Raw genomic sequence first — 15,806 nt, 5'->3', positions numbered from 1 at the left:
GACAAATCATGACCCCCTTCATCAAACGTCTGGCGCGTAGCAGCGCCATGCTGGCCGCCGCCGGCCTGCTGGCGGGTGCGGCCGCCACCGCGTCGGCCGCCTACCCCGAGCGCGCCGTCACGCTGGTGGTGACCTACCCGCCCGGCGGCACGGTGGACGTGGTGGCGCGGCTGATCGGCCCCAAGCTGGCCGCCGAACTTGGCCAACCCGTGGTCATCGAAAACCGCGGTGGCGCGGGCGGCATGATCGGCGGCGCGGTTGTCGCCAAGGCGCAGCCCGACGGCTACACGCTGATGCTGGACGCGTCCAACCACGCGCAGAATCCCGCGCTGCATTCCAAGATGCAGTTCGATACGCTGACCGCTTTCGCGCCCGTGTCGCTGCTGCTGCGCGTGCCCAACGTGCTGGTCGTCACGCCGTCGTACGAAGTGAAGTCCGTGGCCGACCTGATCAGGCTGGGGCAGCCCGGACAGAAAGAGCAGGTGTACTTTGCATCGGCCGGCCCGGGGTCGGCCCAGCACTTGGCCGGCGAACTGTTCAATCTGCTGGCCAAGACGCATTTGCAGCACGTGGCCTACAAGGGCGGCGGCCCGGCCATGATCGACGTCATGTCGGGCCAGGTGCCCGTGATGTTCGCCAGCATGGGCTCGGCCTGGCAGCACGTGAAAAGCGGCAAGCTGCGCGCGGTGGCGGTCGGCGGGCTGGAGCGGTCCAAGACGGCACCCGACTTGCCCACCATCGCGGAATCCGGCGTGCCGGGCTACGAGACGTATGAATGGAACGCGGTGTTCGCCCCCGCCGGCACGCCGCCGGCCATCGTCGACAAGGTGTCGCAAGCGCTGGCCAAGGTGCTGCGCGACCCGGCGATTGCCGAGCAGCTTGCCGGCATTGGCGCGGAGCCCATTGGTTCGACCCCGGCCGAACTGGACACGTTCCGCCGCGCCGAAATCGCCAAGTGGCAGCGCGTGGTCAGCGAAGCAAATCTGAAACTGGATTGATGGCGGGGCGGGCCATCTTGCCCGCCCCATCGCTACATCGCCGCATCGCTACATCGCTACATCGCTGCATCGCTGCATCGCTACACCGCTGCACCGTTACATCGCTATACCGCCACACCGCTGCGCCGCTACACCGCCACGCAGCAACACAGCAACGCACCCAGCCCCCCAGCGCCCCATCTCCAAGGGGCGCTTTTTTTGCGCCGGCGTCCCGGCGCTATGATTGCGGCTTGGCTAGAACCCACGCAAAGAGCAGCAACATGGACAAGATTCGACTCGACAAATGGCTATGGGCGGCGCGCTTTTACAAGACGCGCAGCCTGGCCGTGCAAGAGATCGGCAAGGGTCGCGTCTTCGTGAACGACCAGGCCGCCAAACCGTCGCGCGAGGTCGCGCCCGGCGATCGCATCACGATCCGCAAGGAAGATCCGGCGCTACAGGTAAAGGTGGTTGCGGTCAGCGGAGTGCGCGGCCCTGCGCCCGTGGCGCGCCTGCTGTATGAGGAAACGCCGGACAGCATCGCCGCCCGCGAACGCGCAGCGGAAATGCGGCGGCTGGCACCCGAGCCCGCGCTGGGCATCGAAACCGGCCGGCCCACCAAGCGTGACCGCCGCCTGATCGACCTGATGCGGGGCAAGTGATGAAGCGCGCAACCACCGGCGGGCTGGTCTATTCCACCGAAAGCGGTCGCATGTGCCCGCAGTGCCGCCAGCCGCTGGCGCAATGCCAATGCCAGGCGGCAGCGCGCGGCGCACCGGCGGGCGACGGCGTTGCCCGCGTATCACGCGAGACCAAGGGCCGGGGCGGCAAAAGCGTGACCGTGGTGCGGGGCCTGGCCCTGGACCCGATGGCGCTTGCCGTGCTGGGCAAGCAATTGCGCACGGCCTGCGGGTCGGGCGGCACGGTCAAGGACGGGGTGATCGAAGTGCAGGGCGACCACTGCGCACGCATCATCGAAGTGCTGACTACCAGCGGCCATCGCGCCAAGCGCGCCGGCGGCTGAATCAACGAGACAACCATGAACGATCTGGCAGTAAGCGGCGTGACCAGCTGGCACGCCCATGTGTACTTCGACGCGGCCAGCCGCGATGCCGCGTTTGCGTTGCGAGAGCGCGTGGTGGCGCAATTCGACGGCAAGATGGAAATGGGGCGCTTCCATGAGCGCCCCGTCGGCCCGCATCCGCAATGGAGCTATCAGATTGCCTTCGGCCCCGAGCAGTTGGCCGAGATCGCCACGTGGCTGACGTTGAACCACGGCGCGCTGGACGTTTTCATGCATCCGAACACAGGCGATTCGCTGCGCGACCACCGTGATTGCGCGGTGTGGATCGGCCATAGCCACACGTTGAACCTGGCCGCGCTGGGCGGCTGAACACTTACAGCGCGCGGCCCACGATCAAGGGGTCCAGCGCCAGGCCCGGTTCGGCGCTTTTGCCTTCGTACGGCAGGCGGCTCAGCACGTAGCGCATGGCGTTCAGCCGCGCGCGCTTCTTGCAGTCCGACTTGACCACGATCCACGGCGCGTCCGCGGTATCGGTATGCGCGAACATTGCCTCTTTGGCGCGCGTGTAGTCGTCCCATTTGTCCAGCGACGCCAGATCCACGGGGCTTAATTTCCATTGCTTCAGCGGGTGCACCTTGCGTTGCAGGAAACGGCGGCGCTGCTCTTGCTGGCTGACCGAGAACCAGAATTTCACCAAGTGAATGCCGCTGGACACCAGGTGGCGTTCGAAGTCAGGCACCTGACGCAGGAAATCCAGGTATTCCTGCTGCGTGCAAAAGCCCATCACGCGCTCGACGCCCGCGCGGTTGTACCAGGACCGGTCGAACATCACGATCTCGCCGGCGGTGGGCAGATGCTGCACGTAGCGCTGGAAATACCATTGGCCTTTTTCCGTGTCGGACGGTTTTTCCAGGGCCACCACGCGCGCGCCGCGCGGGTTCAAGTGTTCCATCATGCGTTTGATGGTGCCGCCCTTGCCCGCTGCATCGCGCCCTTCAAACAGAATCACCACGCGCTGGCCCGTGGCTTTGACCCAGGCTTGGAGCTTCAGCAGTTCGACCTGCAACTGGTATTTCTGCTTTTCATAATTGCGGCGCAGCATGCGGTTGCGATACGGATAGATGCCGTCGCGCCAGTCCGTCGCCAGCTCTTCGTCGGGGTTGCGGCGCACGGCCGGGCCCTGCGCATTTGCTTCCAGCAATGCGCGATGCACGGCGCGTGCATCGTCGGGCGACAGCTCTTCAATAACGGACCGCAGCGCCTCGTGCGCTTGCGCTCGGGGCACCACGTTGTAGCGCCGCGCGATGTCAGCCAACACCGACACCGCTTCCTGGCGCGCGGCGTCTTCGCGCGCCACGACTTTCTTGCGCGCCAGCAGGGTTTGCTCGGAGGGCTGCTTGGTGGCGGGGCCGGAGGCCGTCTTGGGGGTCGCCTTGGAAGTCGCCAGTGAAGCCGCTTTGGAAGTCGCCTTGGAAGTCGCTTTGGAAGTCGCCTGGGAAGTCCCTTTAGAAGCCCTCTTCGTCGCCGGGCCTGCCGCCGCCTTGGCGGTTCCGGCACTTCGCTGGGCGGCGGGCGACGGGGTGCCGCGCTTGCGCGGTGTCGCGGCAACGTCTTGCTTAGGGGCTGCTTGCGGTGTCTTGTCTGTCATCGATCCTGTCCTTGCTGCGCTGGTCGTCTGCCCCACGCCGGTCGCCCCGTCACGGGGCGCCCATTCGGGCAAGGCGCCACCCTACCCGCTTGTAGACGGCATGGAATTGACGAGAATCAAAGGTTGTAACATTTATTACATGGTCGCGCCCCGCTACACTCTGGCAAATCCCGCCCGCACGGCCCGCCAGCCTTTCTCCGATTCCCATCCCGTATCCCATCCCGATTCCCATGTGGTCAAGCATCAAGCGCTTTCTGTCCGGCCCGCCCCCCGTGGAAGACCCGTTCCGGCAGTCGGTCAGCTTTGACGACACCGGCTTCACCCGGCACTGCGAACTGGCGCGCGCAATCGGCCTGCAAGAGCACTGGGCCTGGGCTGACGTTCACGAATTCGGCTTTTCTTTTCGCCCGGCGATATACCCCGATCCCTGGTCCGGCGACTACATGGAAAGCCTTTGGTATCTATGGGTGCGTTGTGACGACGGCGACATGATGCGGGTGATCCTGGACGAGCGCCTGCTTGACGCCAAGCACTTGCCGCCCGCCCTGCTCCGCAACCTGCCGGGGCTGGACATGGGCGTGCTGCATGAAGGGCTGGCCACCGCCGCGCGCGGCGACCGCTACTTTGAAGGCGAAGGCGAATGGGCGGCGTGGCGGCGCAATGCCGCCGCGTCATAGCGCCCGGCGGGCGGCTTCGGCACGGTACTTGCGGTAGCTGCGGTACTCCGTTACGACTGCCGGCGCGCGTTGACGCGTGCCGGCCCGCTTACTACATTCATGCCCTATGACCCCAATCTTGGTGCGCCATGACTCCGCAGGAAGACACCTTTACGCTTTCCAGGCGCTTGCGCGTGCGTCGTGACGGCCGGCGCTTACTGGCGGGGGCCGCGCTGATTCTGCTGGCGCTGGGCTTGACCGTGGGCTGGAACCGGATGGGCGAGCGCGCGGAGGAAAAAGTCGCCACCGCTGAAATCCGCAAGGTGGCCGACACCCTGAACCAGATGGTGACGGGCGGCGACGGCGTGCCGGACAACCTGCCGTCCATCGACCCCACTCCCAAGGCAAAAGGCTTTTACGGGGAATTGGAACGCGCGATCAAGACAGTGGCCGGCGAACGCGTTGCGCAGCACAAGGCCTATCTGAATGAACTGAAAGACATCGGCATGCCCCGGCTGCTGGACGCGCATCGGCTGGCGCTGGACACCGGGCTGGTGGAAAGCCGCATGATTCTTGAGCTTGCCGAGCGGCTGGTGCCGAAGTACCGCGATCAGAGCATGCAGGTGTTGAAAGACATGCCTGACCTGATCCGGTCCCTGGCCATCCGCGAACCCGAAAAGCAGAAAATGATGGCGACGCTGACGTCTACGCTGGCGCGGCGCAGCGACAGCCTGGGCAAAGTCTGGTTGTTGGAAACGCGCATCCTGCAAGAGTTTGGCCAGATGATCACGCTGCTGGACGACAACCGTCAGTATTGGTACGCGGATCACGACGAACTGATGTTCGAACGCGACGATGATCTGAAACGCTTTTACGCGCACATGGCGGCCATCAACACCATGGCGACCGAACAGGAAAAGCTGGGCAAGCAGCAGCTGGCTAATTTGTTCTCGGCGCTGCCGTAGCGTTGCCGTTGAGTTCCCGTGGAGTTGTGCCTCGGTGTTGCCGTGGAGTTGCCGTTGCTTTGCCGTTGCTTTGCCGTTGCTTTGCCGTTGCTTTGCCGTTGCTTTGCCGTGGTGTTGCCGTGGTGTTGCTGCGGTGTTGCCGTAGCGCTGCCCGGCGCCGCCGCCCCGCAGCCGGCCTTCAGTGGCGGGAACGTGGGCGTGGGCGCGGGCGCTCGTTGTTGAAAGCGCTGGGGTCCGCCGGAAAATCAGGCCCATGAAACATCGAAGCCGCGTCCAGCGCGGCGCCAAGCAGCGCCTGAAACCAGCCGCGATGGCCGGGCCGGCGTGGCGTCGCGTTGCCGTCTTCCCGGCGCGCGTCGGTCTGGACAGTGCGGGTGGTCATGATTGAATCGCCTTCGCGGTCTTGCGCGGATACGTCCGTGCAAAGCAAAGCACGCGCGGACAGGACAGACGATTCTAGGCAGCCGACCGCCGCCCGCCAACGACGCGTTGGTTGAATCCTTATTACAAGCTTGGGGCGATACTGCCCGCGCGCGTCAGAACGGCTTGACCAGCACCAAGGTCACGATGACGCCGCAGGCAATGACGGTGAACGGCGCGTAGAAGTCCACCATCGGCGGGCGTTTCAGCGTGCCGTTGGCCATGCGACGCAGCGACGCGCTTTGGATGCCGAGCAAGGCCGACAGCGCCAAGGCAAACCCCGCCTTGACCCAAATCCAGTTCATGGCGAACCAGCCGAACGTCATGGCCAGATGCAGGCCGATCAGCCACGACACGACCATCGCGGGCGTCGTCACCCACAAGGTCCAACGACGCAGCGCGCCAAGCATCTTGCGTTCCTTGGGCGCTTCATCGCCCTCTTGCGGCGCCGACGACAGCAGGAACAGCGAGACAAACAGCGAGCCCCCAAGCCAGGCCACCACGGCGGCCACGTGGGCCATTTTCAGCAGTTGATAAGTCATGGCCGGCATTATCGCCGGATGCGGCGGCGGGCAGTAGTCGGCTGCGGCGACAGGTCGGTCGCGCGGGATGACATGCCGGATGACATGCCGGACGTGCCGGATGACATGCCGGAGAGCAGGCCGGATGACGTGCCGGAGGGCAGGCCAGATGACATGCCGGATGACATGCCCGAGGGCACGACCGAGTGCACGCCGGGCCCGGCGTGCGCGGCAGGGGTCAGTTGCCGGTGGCGGACGCCGACGCTGCGGGGCTGGCAGCGGCGCCGCTGACGGTAGAGGAGACGCCCGCCGTGGTACCGGTGATCGCAGCCGTGGCCGGCCCCCCGGCGCCGTTCGCAGCGCCAGTCGCAGCGCCGGTCGTAGCAGCGGACGGGCTGACCGCCGACGGAGTCGAAATCGACGCGCCCGGCCCCGGCAACGCCGGAGACGTGGCGGGCGTGGCGGGCGGGGTGCCGGTTTGGGTATTGCCCGGCGTCGATGACGGCGCGGCGTGCGGCGCGTCCGCGGCGGGCTTTTGCGTGGTCGTGTCAGTGGCCTTGTCACCGGCCTTATCACTGCCCTTGTCGCTGCCGGCGCCTGGACCCGACGGCCCGTTCGCCGCAGCGGGATTCAGGGTGTCGGCGGGCGCGTCCGGGGACACGACGGGATCGGCGGGCGGTGCCGGCGGCTTGGCTTGAGACGCGCGGGCGCGCGGGCTTGGCGGTACGTGCGGGGCGGCGGCGGCTTCCGCGTCGGGCAGGAAGCGCTGCAACAGCTGGAAAAAGCCTTCGTAGAATTTCGGACGCGACACCGTCTGGCTAGCCGTTTTGACCAGCGAGTCGTCGCTGGAGCCGAACGGCATCGACACCTGGCCCAGCACGCTGACGCCCACGCTGGCCGAGCTGGAAGTGCGCTTGATCGAGTAGCGGTCTTGCACCGCGTTGGCAAACACCGTGGCGCGCTGGTTGGCGCTGCCGTCCGAGGCGCAGTCGATATTGAAATTGATCTGCGTGTGCAGCCCGTCTTCGCCCTGGAAGTTCTTGTGCCCGGACACGCGGGCCGCGTCGAAGCGGTCGATGTTGTAGCCTTGGCTCAGCAAGGCGCGGCGGCCCGCATCGCAGGCGGTGGTGCTGGCCGTGGGGAAGGTGCGCGAGAACACGTCGTTCTGTGCGAAGTCTTCCCGTTCGTAGGCCGGCTTGGGTGAACTGCATCCCGCAAGGATCGCCGTCAGGCAGACAAACAGGGCAACGGGCAGACGACGGGTAACGCAAGGCATGAGGGGGGTCCGGCTTTAGGCGTAAAGCGGGCATTATCGGCCAGGAAGGGGGCGGCTGGCGAATCTCGCTTGCCCGGCGTGATCCCTTGAAACAGTTTTAACGGGGCCGGGGCGACAGCACAGTTCCGACCCCGTTTTCCGCGCGCCCTTCCTCTTGCCCCAGGCTGCGCCGATAGCTGGCGCAACCCGCCGCCAGCAGCAACACGCACAGCACCGTGGCCACGCCAATCAGCAGCGATAAGGACTGCCCGACCGCCGCCGGATTCTTGAACAGACGATCGGTCAACAAAGCCACCGCCGTCGTCCCCAGCCCCAGGCCGATCAAATTGGAGATCAACAGGAACAGCGCCGACACCTGCGCGCGGATCTGGTTGGGCGGCAATATCTGCATGGCCGCCGTGGACGTCGGCATGGGAAAGGACGCAAAGAACATCGCGGGCAGCAACAGCGCCACCGACGCCGCCAAGCTGTCCACCTGCGTGAACGCCACGGCGGGCAGCGCCATGCCGACCGCCCCGATCACGCCCGCCCGCAACGGCGCATCGCGATAGCCGCGCTTGGCCAGCGCGTCCATCAGCCAGCCGCCGCAAAATACGCCCGCCGTATTGGCCACCAGCACCACCACACCCAGCATGTACCCCACATCCACCGGCGACATGCCGAACTTGCGCATGTAGAAAGCGGGCGTCCAGCCCAACAGGGCAAACAGCACCATGGCATAGAACGAAAAGCCCAGGTAGTGGCAAAAGAACGTGCGGCGATGGCGGCCCAGGAAACGAAACGTGTCGCCCACCGTGGGCTTGTGCGCGTGGCCGTCTGCGCTACGGCGCAAGCCCAGGCGCTGCGGATCGCGCACCGTCAGCAGGATAAGCAGCGCCACCAGCAGGCCCGGCAGGCCCACGATGAAAAACGTGACCTGCCACGGCCGCATCGCGCCGACCCACGGCACCACCACGCTGTCCACGCTTTTAAGCAGGTTGATGACATAGCCGCCGATCAAAAACGCCATGCCGCCACCAATGAACGAGCCGATCGAATAGATGCCGACGGCGCGGCCCAGCTTGTCGCGCGGAAACATATCGCTAAGCATGGAATACGTGGCGGGTGACAAGGCGGCCTCGCCCACGCCCACCCCGATGCGCGCCAGGAACATGTGCGCAAAGCTGCGCGACAGGCCACAGGCGGCAGTGGCCAGGCTCCAGAAGGCCACGCCGATGGCAATGATTTTCGGGCGCGAATAGCGGTCGGCCAACAAGGCGATGGGGATGCCCATGACGGCGTAGAACAGCGAGAACGCCAAGCCGTGCAGCAGGCTGAACTGCGTGTCGGACAGTTGCAGATCGTGCTTGATGGGTTCGATCATCGGCGCCAGGATCTGTCTGTCGACGAAGGAAAATATGTACGCTAGCATGCATATCACGACGACGTACCACTCGTAGGCGTAGCTTCGTTTCGTCAGTGGCGGCAGCGTCGCGTCAGTCATGTTTTTCCCTTGTTTTCCTTAGTCTTGTCCATCGTTTGTAGGTCTTTGCGCAGCGGGACTCTATACGCCGCGCGCAACGACTATTCCCACCGCGCAGGAAAGCATGTTCAACGACACCTATCCGCTGAACCGCCATTGCTTGCTGGACTCGGGCAACGCCGCCGAGGTCAAGGACCAGGTCAGCCAGCACCTCTGGTCGCACCGCATGTGCGTGGCTCAGGGCAAACCCTTGCAATCGCGGCTGTATGGCGTGTTCTTCGGCAACGCGGCGCTGTTTGACCTGCACTACGGCGCCGAAGTCGAAATCGACGCGGGCGACATCTCCAGCTACTACCTGATCCGCATCACGCTGCAAGGCTCGGGCCTGGTCACGCTGGGCAAGCGCAGCGCGTCCATGCAAGCGGGCAGCCTCACCATTTCGTCGCCGTCCGAACCCAGCGTGATCAGCATCGGCCGCGACTGCCGCAACCTGATCCTGCGTGTCGAGCGGCAAGCGCTGGAACATCAATTGCAGCGCCTGCTGGACCGCCCCATCAAGCACGCGCTGGTGTTCGACCTGGAAGCGCCGCCCGATTCCCCCGGCCTTGCCGCCGTGCGCGAAACACTGGACTACCTATGCCGCCTTTATCAGCACCCCGCCATTGACGGCGTCACGCAGACGCTTGCGGCCGGCTTTTCCGACTACCTGCTGGCGCTGCTGCTGACCCAACTGCCGCACAACTATTCCGACGCGTTGCGCGCCGACCACCGCCAGCCCCTGCCCCAGCATGTGCGCGCCGCGCGCGACTACATCGAAAGCCATGTCGACGAAGCGATTTCATTGGCGGACCTGGCGGCACACTGCGGCGTGTCGGTGCGAACGCTGCAAAACGGCTTCACGCAGTTTCTCAAGCAAAGCCCCAGCGACTACGTGCGCAACCACCGCCTGGCCCTGGTGCACGCCGCGCTGGAACAGGCGCGCGGCGGCGACAGCGTGACCGATATCCTGCTGCGCCACGGCGTCAGCAGCTTCGGCCATTTCGCCACGCATTACCGCAAGCGCTACGGTTGCCTGCCGTCGGACACGCTGCGTCGGCCTCGCCCCTGACGCGCCGTCGCACTCGCCGGCCAGCACTGGCGTTGTCCCCTGCCCGCGCGGCCGCGACACGCTGCCTGCGCTGTCGAAATCCCTTGCCGGATCGGAACGGCGCTTGCGCGTTTGGCGCAGCCCAGGCGCCACGCCGCCGCTAGGATCAAGCCTTCAAAGAAGGAGCTTGATCATGCGAATCAGCGTAATTGGCGGCGGCTACGGCTGCTACGCGGCTGCGGCCGAACTTGCCGAAAACGGACACGAGGTGTGCTGGTGGCGCCGCGACGACGCCGCGTTCGACGGCTTGCGACAGGCCGGCGCGCTGACTGTCACCGACTATCGCGGCACGCGCCAGGTTCCGTTGGGCCAGGGTCCCGGCCACCTGGCGCTGCAAGGCTCGCTGAAGGCCGCGCTGACTGACGCGCGGGTCGTCGTCATCCCCCTGCCCTCGACCACGCACGATGCGCTGGCGCCCATGCTGGCCCCGCTGTTGCAGGACGGGCAGGTGGTGTTCCTGCCGCCCGGCACCTTTGGCAGCTACCTGTTTGCGCGCGCGCAGCGGGACGCCGGCAATACCGCCCGCGTGGCCTTTGCCGAGACGGGCACCCTGCCCTACCTGGCGCGCAAGCACGGCAACACGGTCGTCATCAGCGGCTACGCCACGCGCTTGCCCACCGGCGTGTTCCCCAGCCGGCTGACCGACGACGCGCTGGCGTTGCTGGGTCAGGTCTACCCCAGCATCGAGCCCATCGAAGACGGATTGGCGGGCGCCTTGATGAACGCCGGCCCCATCATCCATCCGCCGCTCATCATGATGAACGCCGGCCCCCTGGAGCATTTCGACAAGTGGGACATCCACAACGAAGGCACCCAGCCATCAATCCGTCGCGTTACCGACGCGCTGGATGCCGAACGCATCGCCATCCGCGAGGCGCTGGGCTATGCCGCGCCACACTTTCCGCTGGCCGACCACTACGCCACGGAAGGCGATGAATGGATGTACGGCCGTGGCGCGCACGGCAAGCTGACCGACAGCGGCGACTGGCGTGAAGCCATCGACCTGCACACGCACCGCTACATGCTTGAGGACACGCGGCTGGGCCTGTCCTTGCTGGTGTCCACGGGGCGCTGGGCGGGCGTGCCGACGCCGGTGGCGCAAGGCTTGCTAAGCATTGCCAGCGCCATCACCGGCCGCGATCTTTACGCGGAAGGCCGCACGCTGGAAAGTCTCGGCCTGGAGCGCCTGTCGCGCGCCGGCATGGCGGAATTGCTGGAACAAGGATGCTGACCATGGAAGACAGAATCTGCGTGATCGGCGCCGGGCGCATGGGGGAAGGCATCACGCTGTCGTACATCCACGCGGGACGCGCCGTGACACTGGTCGACATCAAGCCCAGGACTCAGGCGGAACAAGCCGATCACCACGCGCGCGTGCTGGCGAACCTGCGGCGCGAATTGGGCACGCTAAGCCGGCTTGACCTGCTGGATGAACAGCAGGCCGAGACCGCCATGCAGCGCGTGCGCCTGTGCGGCCGCGACGACGCCGTGGCCGACCTGCAACGCGCGCGCATCGTCTTCGAAGCCGTGCCGGAACGCCTGGACGCCAAGCGCGACACCTTCGCCTGGCTGGGCCGCGTGTGCGCGGCGGACACCGTGATTGCGTCAACCACGTCCACGTTCCTGGTGACCGAGCTGGCCGAATTGATGCCAGGCCCCGAGCGTTTTTTGAACGCGCACTGGCTCAACCCCGCCTATCTGATTCCGCTGGTCGAAGTCAGCGCCGGGCCGCGCACCGCCGAGGCCGCCCTGCAAGCGTTGCTGGCCGTGCTGCGCCAAGCCGGCAAGACGCCCGTGCAATGCGCGCCCGCGGCGGGCTACATCGTGCCACGCATCCAGGCCCTGGCCATGAACGAGGCCGCGCGCATGGTCGAGGAAGGCGTGGCCAGCGCCGAAGACATCGACACCGCCGTGCGCCTGGGATTCGGCTTGCGGTTTTCGGTGCTGGGCCTGTTGGAGTTCATCGACTGGGGCGGCGGCGACATCCTGTACTACGCATCGCGCTACCTTGAAGCCCAGATCGGCCCACGCTTTGCATCGCCCGATGTCATCGCCAAAAATATGGAGCAAGGCCGCAACGGCTTGCGCGATGGCAAGGGCTTCTACGACTACGCCGACCTGGACGTGGACGCCTACAAGATGCAGCGCCTGGGACAGCTGTGCAAAAGGCTGGAGGTCATGGGGCTATTGCCGCGTTTTGATGGCGCCCACACGGCGGCGGGCACCCAAGCTTGACGGCTGACAGGGGCCGGCCACGGCCTTCGGCCGGCCACCGCCTTCTGCCTGTTTCAGTTCGCTTGCGCGCGGGCTTCGGGTTGCGTTTCCGGGGCCGATCCCGAATCCGTTCCCGTTCCCGTATCCGTTCTTGCTCCCGCCGCCGTTTCCCCTTCAAGAATGCGATACGCCAGCCGCACGCGGGCGTCGTTCGGAATGTTCCGATTCGCCAGGATCACCACGCCGATTTTCCTGGCCGGCAAAAACGCCACGTAGGCGCCAAAGCCATTGGTGGAACCCGTCTTGTTGATCCACACATCGGCACGCGGGGGCTGCGGCGGGGTCAGGGCCTTGGCCGGGTGGCTCTGGCTGTTCAACGTGCCGGCGTTGGCCGCCAACAGCGCTTTGAGCGTCACCGGATACGCCAGTTGTTCCCAGGCCAGATCCTGCGTCATTCCACCCACGTCGTAGTAGCCCACATGCGTATCGGCCAAGGCCTTGGATAGCACGGCGTCGTTGACGACGGCCTTGGCGATCTTCGCATCCCGGGCGGCCTTGGCGCTGAATTCCGCGGGCGCTGACGCCACGCCCATGTTCGCGTCCACGAAGCGGATCAGGTCGCTGGCGCTGGTCTTGACGCCGTAGGCTTCGTCGGCCAGCACGCCCGGGTTCACACGCACCGGCGCGTTCTGTTTGTTGTAGCCCTGCGCGTAGTCGCCCATCCTGGCGGCGGGCACGTGGATATAGGTGTTGGTCAGGCCCAGTTTGGGCAACAGCGTCTTCTCCATGGCTTGCGCATAGGGCTGGCCCAGGCTCTTGGCCGCCACCACGCCCAGCATGCCGATGCTGGGGTTGGCATACGTGCGGTAGGTGCCCGGTGCATAGCGCGGCGTCCACGCCGACAGGTAGGCCATCAGCTGGGCATCGTCGCCCACCGTGTCCGGCACTTGCAGCGGGAAGCCGCCGCCCGTGTGCGTGCCCAGGTGGATCAGGTTCAGCTTGCCGAATTCCGTGCCTTGCAAGGCAGGCACGAAGCGCGCCGGGCTGTCGGTCAGCGACAGCTTGCCCAGCGCCTGGGCGTAGGTCGCCAGCGTCGCGGTAAAGGTCTTGCTGATCGAGCCCAGCTCAAACAGCGTGTCGCGGCTGACGGGCGCATGCGTTTGCAGCGAGGCCACGCCATAGCTGCGAAATTCATGCCGCCCTTCGCGCGTGACGGCGATGGCCAGGCCCGCCACGTCGTACTCGCGCATTACCGCATGCACGGCGTCGTCGATGTCGGCGCCGGGGGCCACCGGCTCGGCCGACGCCAATGAAACCAGGGCGCCGCCGGCCATCACGGCCAGGGTTTGCAAAACAGTGCGTCGCGCGGCACGAAAACTCATTTCTATCGTCCTATTCGTTTCACGCCGGCCCAACGGCGCACGCGACATAGTACTAACCCTGAAGCAAATGCGACATGAACTTAGCTATTCTTTACCCCGTCGATTCAAAACCGCGCAGAAGAGACCGGCCCTGGCGGCCGGCGCCGACGGAGCAACCGCCCCGGAAACTCTCAGGCAACAGGACTGCGCGCGTATAGACAATCTGGAGAGAGGCGCCGTGCGCGCCCACCGAAGGGGAACCCGCCGCCCGCGCGGGTGAAACTCTCAGGTACCAAAGACAGATGGGGTGCCGCGTCCACATTGGTCGCGGCCACCTTGTCTGGAGCCACCATGCCCCGCATCGCCATCATTGGCGCCGGTATCACCGGCGTCACGTCCGCCTATGCCCTGTCGAACCTGGGATACGCGGTCACCGTCTACGACCGCCAACGCTATCCCGCCATGGAAACGTCCTATGCCAACGGCGGCCAGCTATCCGCCAGCAACGCCGAAGTCTGGAACAGCACGGCCACGATCATCAAAGGGCTACGCTGGATGCTGCGCAAAAACGCGCCGCTGTTGCTGAACCCCCGCTTCAGCTGGCACAAGTATTCGTGGCTCGCGCAATTCATGGCGCAAATTCCCAACTACCGCGACAACACCATCGCCACCACGCGCATGGCCATCGAAGCGCGCCGGCATCTATTCGACATGGCCGAGGCGGAAGGCATCGACTTCGACCTGGAGCGCCGGGGCATCCTGCACATCTACCACGACGCCGACAGCTTCAAGGCCGCGCATCGCGCCAACGCGCTGCTGCAAGCCGGCGGCCTGGACCGCTACGCAGTCACCGCCGACGAAGCGCGCGCCATCGAACCCGCCATGCAAACCGGATGCCACGGCGGTTTCTACACGCCATCGGACGCCACCGGCGACATCCACAAGTTCACGCGCGGTCTGGCCCAGGCATGCGAACGCCGGGGCGTCACGTTCGTGCACGATGCCGACATCGACAACATCCAACGCCACGACCGCCCTTACGTGCTGGACATCCGCCGCGACGGCGGCACCCAGCGCGAACGGCACGAAGCGGACGCCATCGTCGTGTGCGCGGGCGCGGCCAGCAGAAAGTTCGCCCGCCTGCTGGGAGATTCCATCAACATCTATCCGGTCAAGGGCTATTCGATCAGCGTGCACCTGGACGACGCCGACAGCCAGGGCGCCGCGCCCCGCGTCAGCCTGCTGGACGAAGCCGCGAAGATCGTCACCAGCCGCCTGGGCGACCGCTTTCGCGTGGCGGGTACGGCGGAATTCAACGGCTTCAACATGGACATCCGTGCCGAACGCGTGCAGCCGCTGATCGACTGGACGCGTAAACACTTCCCCAACATCAACACCACGCGCGTCGTGCCGTGGTGCGGCCTGCGCCCCATGACCCCCAACATGATGCCGCGCGTGGGGCCGGGCAAACGCCCGGGCGTGTTCTACAACACGGGGCACGGACACCTGGGGTGGACCTTGTCAGCCGCGACGGCGCAGGTGCTGGCGCAAAGCGTCAGGGCGGCGTTGCCGGCGCCATCAACAGCGTATAGGGGTTGATCGCGCCGCCGTCGTAGATGCCGTAATGCAAATGCGGCGGCGTGCCTCGCGCGTTGCCGGTGTTGCCGACGTAGCCCAGCACGTCTCCGGGGGCCACCAGCTGCCCCCGTTCAATATCGGCGTAGCCATCCAGGTGCGCGTAGTAATGGCGCTGGCGCCCGGGCCCGAGCACCCACACGACCTGGCCGCCCAGGTTGTTCGTGCCAACCTGCATGACCACGCCTTCCGTGGTGGACAGCACAGGCGTGCCGCGCGCGGCAAAGATGTCGATGCCTTCGTGTTGGCGACCGCCGGACCGGGCCGCGCCCCAAGTGTCGGTCAAGCGTCTGGCGGACACGCCCTGTACCGGTACGGGCAAGGATGACGGGGCTTGTTGCCAGGCCAGCCGGGCCATATGCCACGGTGCGCGTGCGGCGTCGGGCAGGCGGGGCCACGCCCACGCAGCAAGCCAGATCAATAAGCCCAGGATGACGAGGCGCCAGAGGAAGCGCAATACAGGATTAACGGTCATGCAAGGTTCGACGGCGGGCTGGCCG

General features: G+C 65.9%; 16 protein-coding genes, 1 pseudogene and 1 riboswitch. Of the genes and pseudogenes, 10 read left to right on the top strand and 7 right to left on the bottom strand.

Annotation, left to right across the window (positions count from 1 at the left end; translation table 11 throughout):
• Positions 1-8 precede the first annotated feature (8 nt).
• The 4 genes from YH64_RS27600 to YH64_RS27585 all read left to right on the top strand — a co-directional run bounded on the left by YH64_RS27600 (position 9) and on the right by YH64_RS27585 (position 2,370).
• Positions 9-998 carry a tripartite tricarboxylate transporter substrate binding protein gene (locus YH64_RS27600; RefSeq protein WP_046805361.1) on the top strand — a complete coding sequence of 330 codons (990 nt, stop codon included), beginning with the start codon at positions 9-11 and terminating at the stop codon, positions 996-998.
• A gap of 260 nt (positions 999-1,258) precedes the next feature.
• Complete coding sequence (locus YH64_RS27595) at positions 1,259-1,639, top strand: RNA-binding S4 domain-containing protein (RefSeq protein WP_046805362.1); 381 nt, start codon at positions 1,259-1,261, stop codon at positions 1,637-1,639.
• A complete protein-coding gene (locus YH64_RS27590; RefSeq protein ID WP_046805363.1) occupies positions 1,639-2,001 on the top strand; it encodes a translation initiation factor Sui1 in 363 nt (120 codons plus the stop codon). Before YH64_RS27595 ends, YH64_RS27590 begins: the two co-directional genes overlap by 1 nt.
• A gap of 15 nt (positions 2,002-2,016) precedes the next feature.
• A complete protein-coding gene (locus tag YH64_RS27585) occupies positions 2,017-2,370 on the top strand; it encodes a DOPA 4,5-dioxygenase family protein (protein WP_046805364.1) in 354 nt (117 codons plus the stop codon).
• Between the two features lie 4 nt (positions 2,371-2,374).
• On the opposite strand, the gene ppk2 is transcribed toward YH64_RS27585, so the two are convergent.
• Positions 2,375-3,649: a polyphosphate kinase 2 gene (gene ppk2, locus YH64_RS27580; protein ID WP_046805365.1), complete on the bottom strand. Its 1,275-nt coding sequence runs from the start codon at positions 3,647-3,649 to the stop codon at positions 2,375-2,377.
• A gap of 230 nt (positions 3,650-3,879) precedes the next feature.
• On the opposite strand from ppk2, the gene YH64_RS27575 reads away from it, so the two are divergent.
• Together YH64_RS27575 and YH64_RS27570 are read left to right on the top strand one after the other, a co-directional pair.
• Entirely contained in the window at positions 3,880-4,326 is a 447-nt protein-coding gene (locus YH64_RS27575) for a hypothetical protein (RefSeq protein ID WP_046805366.1), read from the top strand.
• A gap of 128 nt (positions 4,327-4,454) precedes the next feature.
• Complete coding sequence (locus YH64_RS27570; RefSeq protein WP_046805367.1) at positions 4,455-5,270, top strand: hypothetical protein; 816 nt, start codon at positions 4,455-4,457, stop codon at positions 5,268-5,270.
• 178 nt (positions 5,271-5,448) lie between these two features.
• Here YH64_RS27570 and YH64_RS27565 read toward each other — a convergent pair whose 3' ends face one another.
• From YH64_RS27565 to YH64_RS27550, 4 genes are all read right to left on the bottom strand, one after another.
• Entirely contained in the window at positions 5,449-5,652 is a 204-nt protein-coding gene (locus tag YH64_RS27565; RefSeq protein WP_143215563.1) for a hypothetical protein, read from the bottom strand.
• Positions 5,653-5,806: 154 nt separating this feature from the next.
• On the bottom strand, positions 5,807-6,232 hold the full coding sequence (locus YH64_RS27560) for a CopD family protein (RefSeq protein WP_223264877.1): 426 nt from the start codon (positions 6,230-6,232) through the stop codon (positions 5,807-5,809).
• A gap of 217 nt (positions 6,233-6,449) precedes the next feature.
• Positions 6,450-7,487: a DUF2242 domain-containing protein gene (locus YH64_RS27555; protein ID WP_143215562.1), complete on the bottom strand. Its 1,038-nt coding sequence runs from the start codon at positions 7,485-7,487 to the stop codon at positions 6,450-6,452.
• A gap of 97 nt (positions 7,488-7,584) precedes the next feature.
• The gene (locus YH64_RS27550; RefSeq protein ID WP_046805371.1) at positions 7,585-8,970 is read right to left on the bottom strand and encodes an MFS transporter; all 1,386 of its coding nucleotides are present in this window, start codon (positions 8,968-8,970) and stop codon (positions 7,585-7,587) included.
• A gap of 103 nt (positions 8,971-9,073) precedes the next feature.
• Between YH64_RS27550 and YH64_RS27545 the strand changes: the two genes are divergently transcribed.
• The 3 genes from YH64_RS27545 (at position 9,074) to YH64_RS27535 (ending at position 12,331) form a co-directional block, all read left to right on the top strand.
• Positions 9,074-10,057: an AraC family transcriptional regulator gene (locus tag YH64_RS27545; protein ID WP_046805372.1), complete on the top strand. Its 984-nt coding sequence runs from the start codon at positions 9,074-9,076 to the stop codon at positions 10,055-10,057.
• Between the two features lie 172 nt (positions 10,058-10,229).
• Positions 10,230-11,327 (top strand): NAD/NADP-dependent octopine/nopaline dehydrogenase family protein, encoded by a 1,098-nt coding sequence (locus tag YH64_RS27540; protein ID WP_046805373.1) that lies wholly within the window; start codon positions 10,230-10,232, stop codon positions 11,325-11,327.
• On the top strand, positions 11,321-12,331 hold the full coding sequence (locus YH64_RS27535; protein ID WP_046805374.1) for a 3-hydroxybutyryl-CoA dehydrogenase: 1,011 nt from the start codon (positions 11,321-11,323) through the stop codon (positions 12,329-12,331). Before YH64_RS27540 ends, YH64_RS27535 begins: the two co-directional genes overlap by 7 nt.
• Before the next feature lie 152 nt (positions 12,332-12,483).
• On the opposite strand, the pseudogene ampC reads toward YH64_RS27535, so the two are convergent.
• A pseudogene (ampC, locus tag YH64_RS27530) lies at positions 12,484-13,644 on the bottom strand (class C beta-lactamase); the annotation flags it as partial.
• A 153-nt stretch (positions 13,645-13,797) separates the two neighbouring features.
• Positions 13,798-13,888, top strand: a riboswitch (glycine riboswitch).
• 134 nt (positions 13,889-14,022) lie between these two features.
• Here ampC and YH64_RS27525 point away from each other — a divergent pair.
• Positions 14,023-15,270 carry a D-amino acid dehydrogenase gene (locus tag YH64_RS27525; RefSeq protein ID WP_046805375.1) on the top strand — a complete coding sequence of 416 codons (1,248 nt, stop codon included), beginning with the start codon at positions 14,023-14,025 and terminating at the stop codon, positions 15,268-15,270.
• Here the strand turns inward: YH64_RS27525 and YH64_RS27520 are convergent.
• A partial coding sequence (locus YH64_RS27520; protein WP_370512783.1) for a M23 family metallopeptidase occupies positions 15,227-15,806 on the bottom strand: 580 nt, incomplete at its 5' end. The genes YH64_RS27525 and YH64_RS27520 overlap by 44 nt on opposite strands.

It is taken from the genome of Achromobacter sp. LC458 (assembly GCF_001005835.2).
Taxonomy (GTDB): Bacteria; Pseudomonadota; Gammaproteobacteria; order Burkholderiales; family Burkholderiaceae_B; genus Achromobacter; species Achromobacter spanius_B.
Note: the sequence above shows the minus strand (reverse complement) of the source record. Positions and strands in the feature narration are given on the sequence as shown.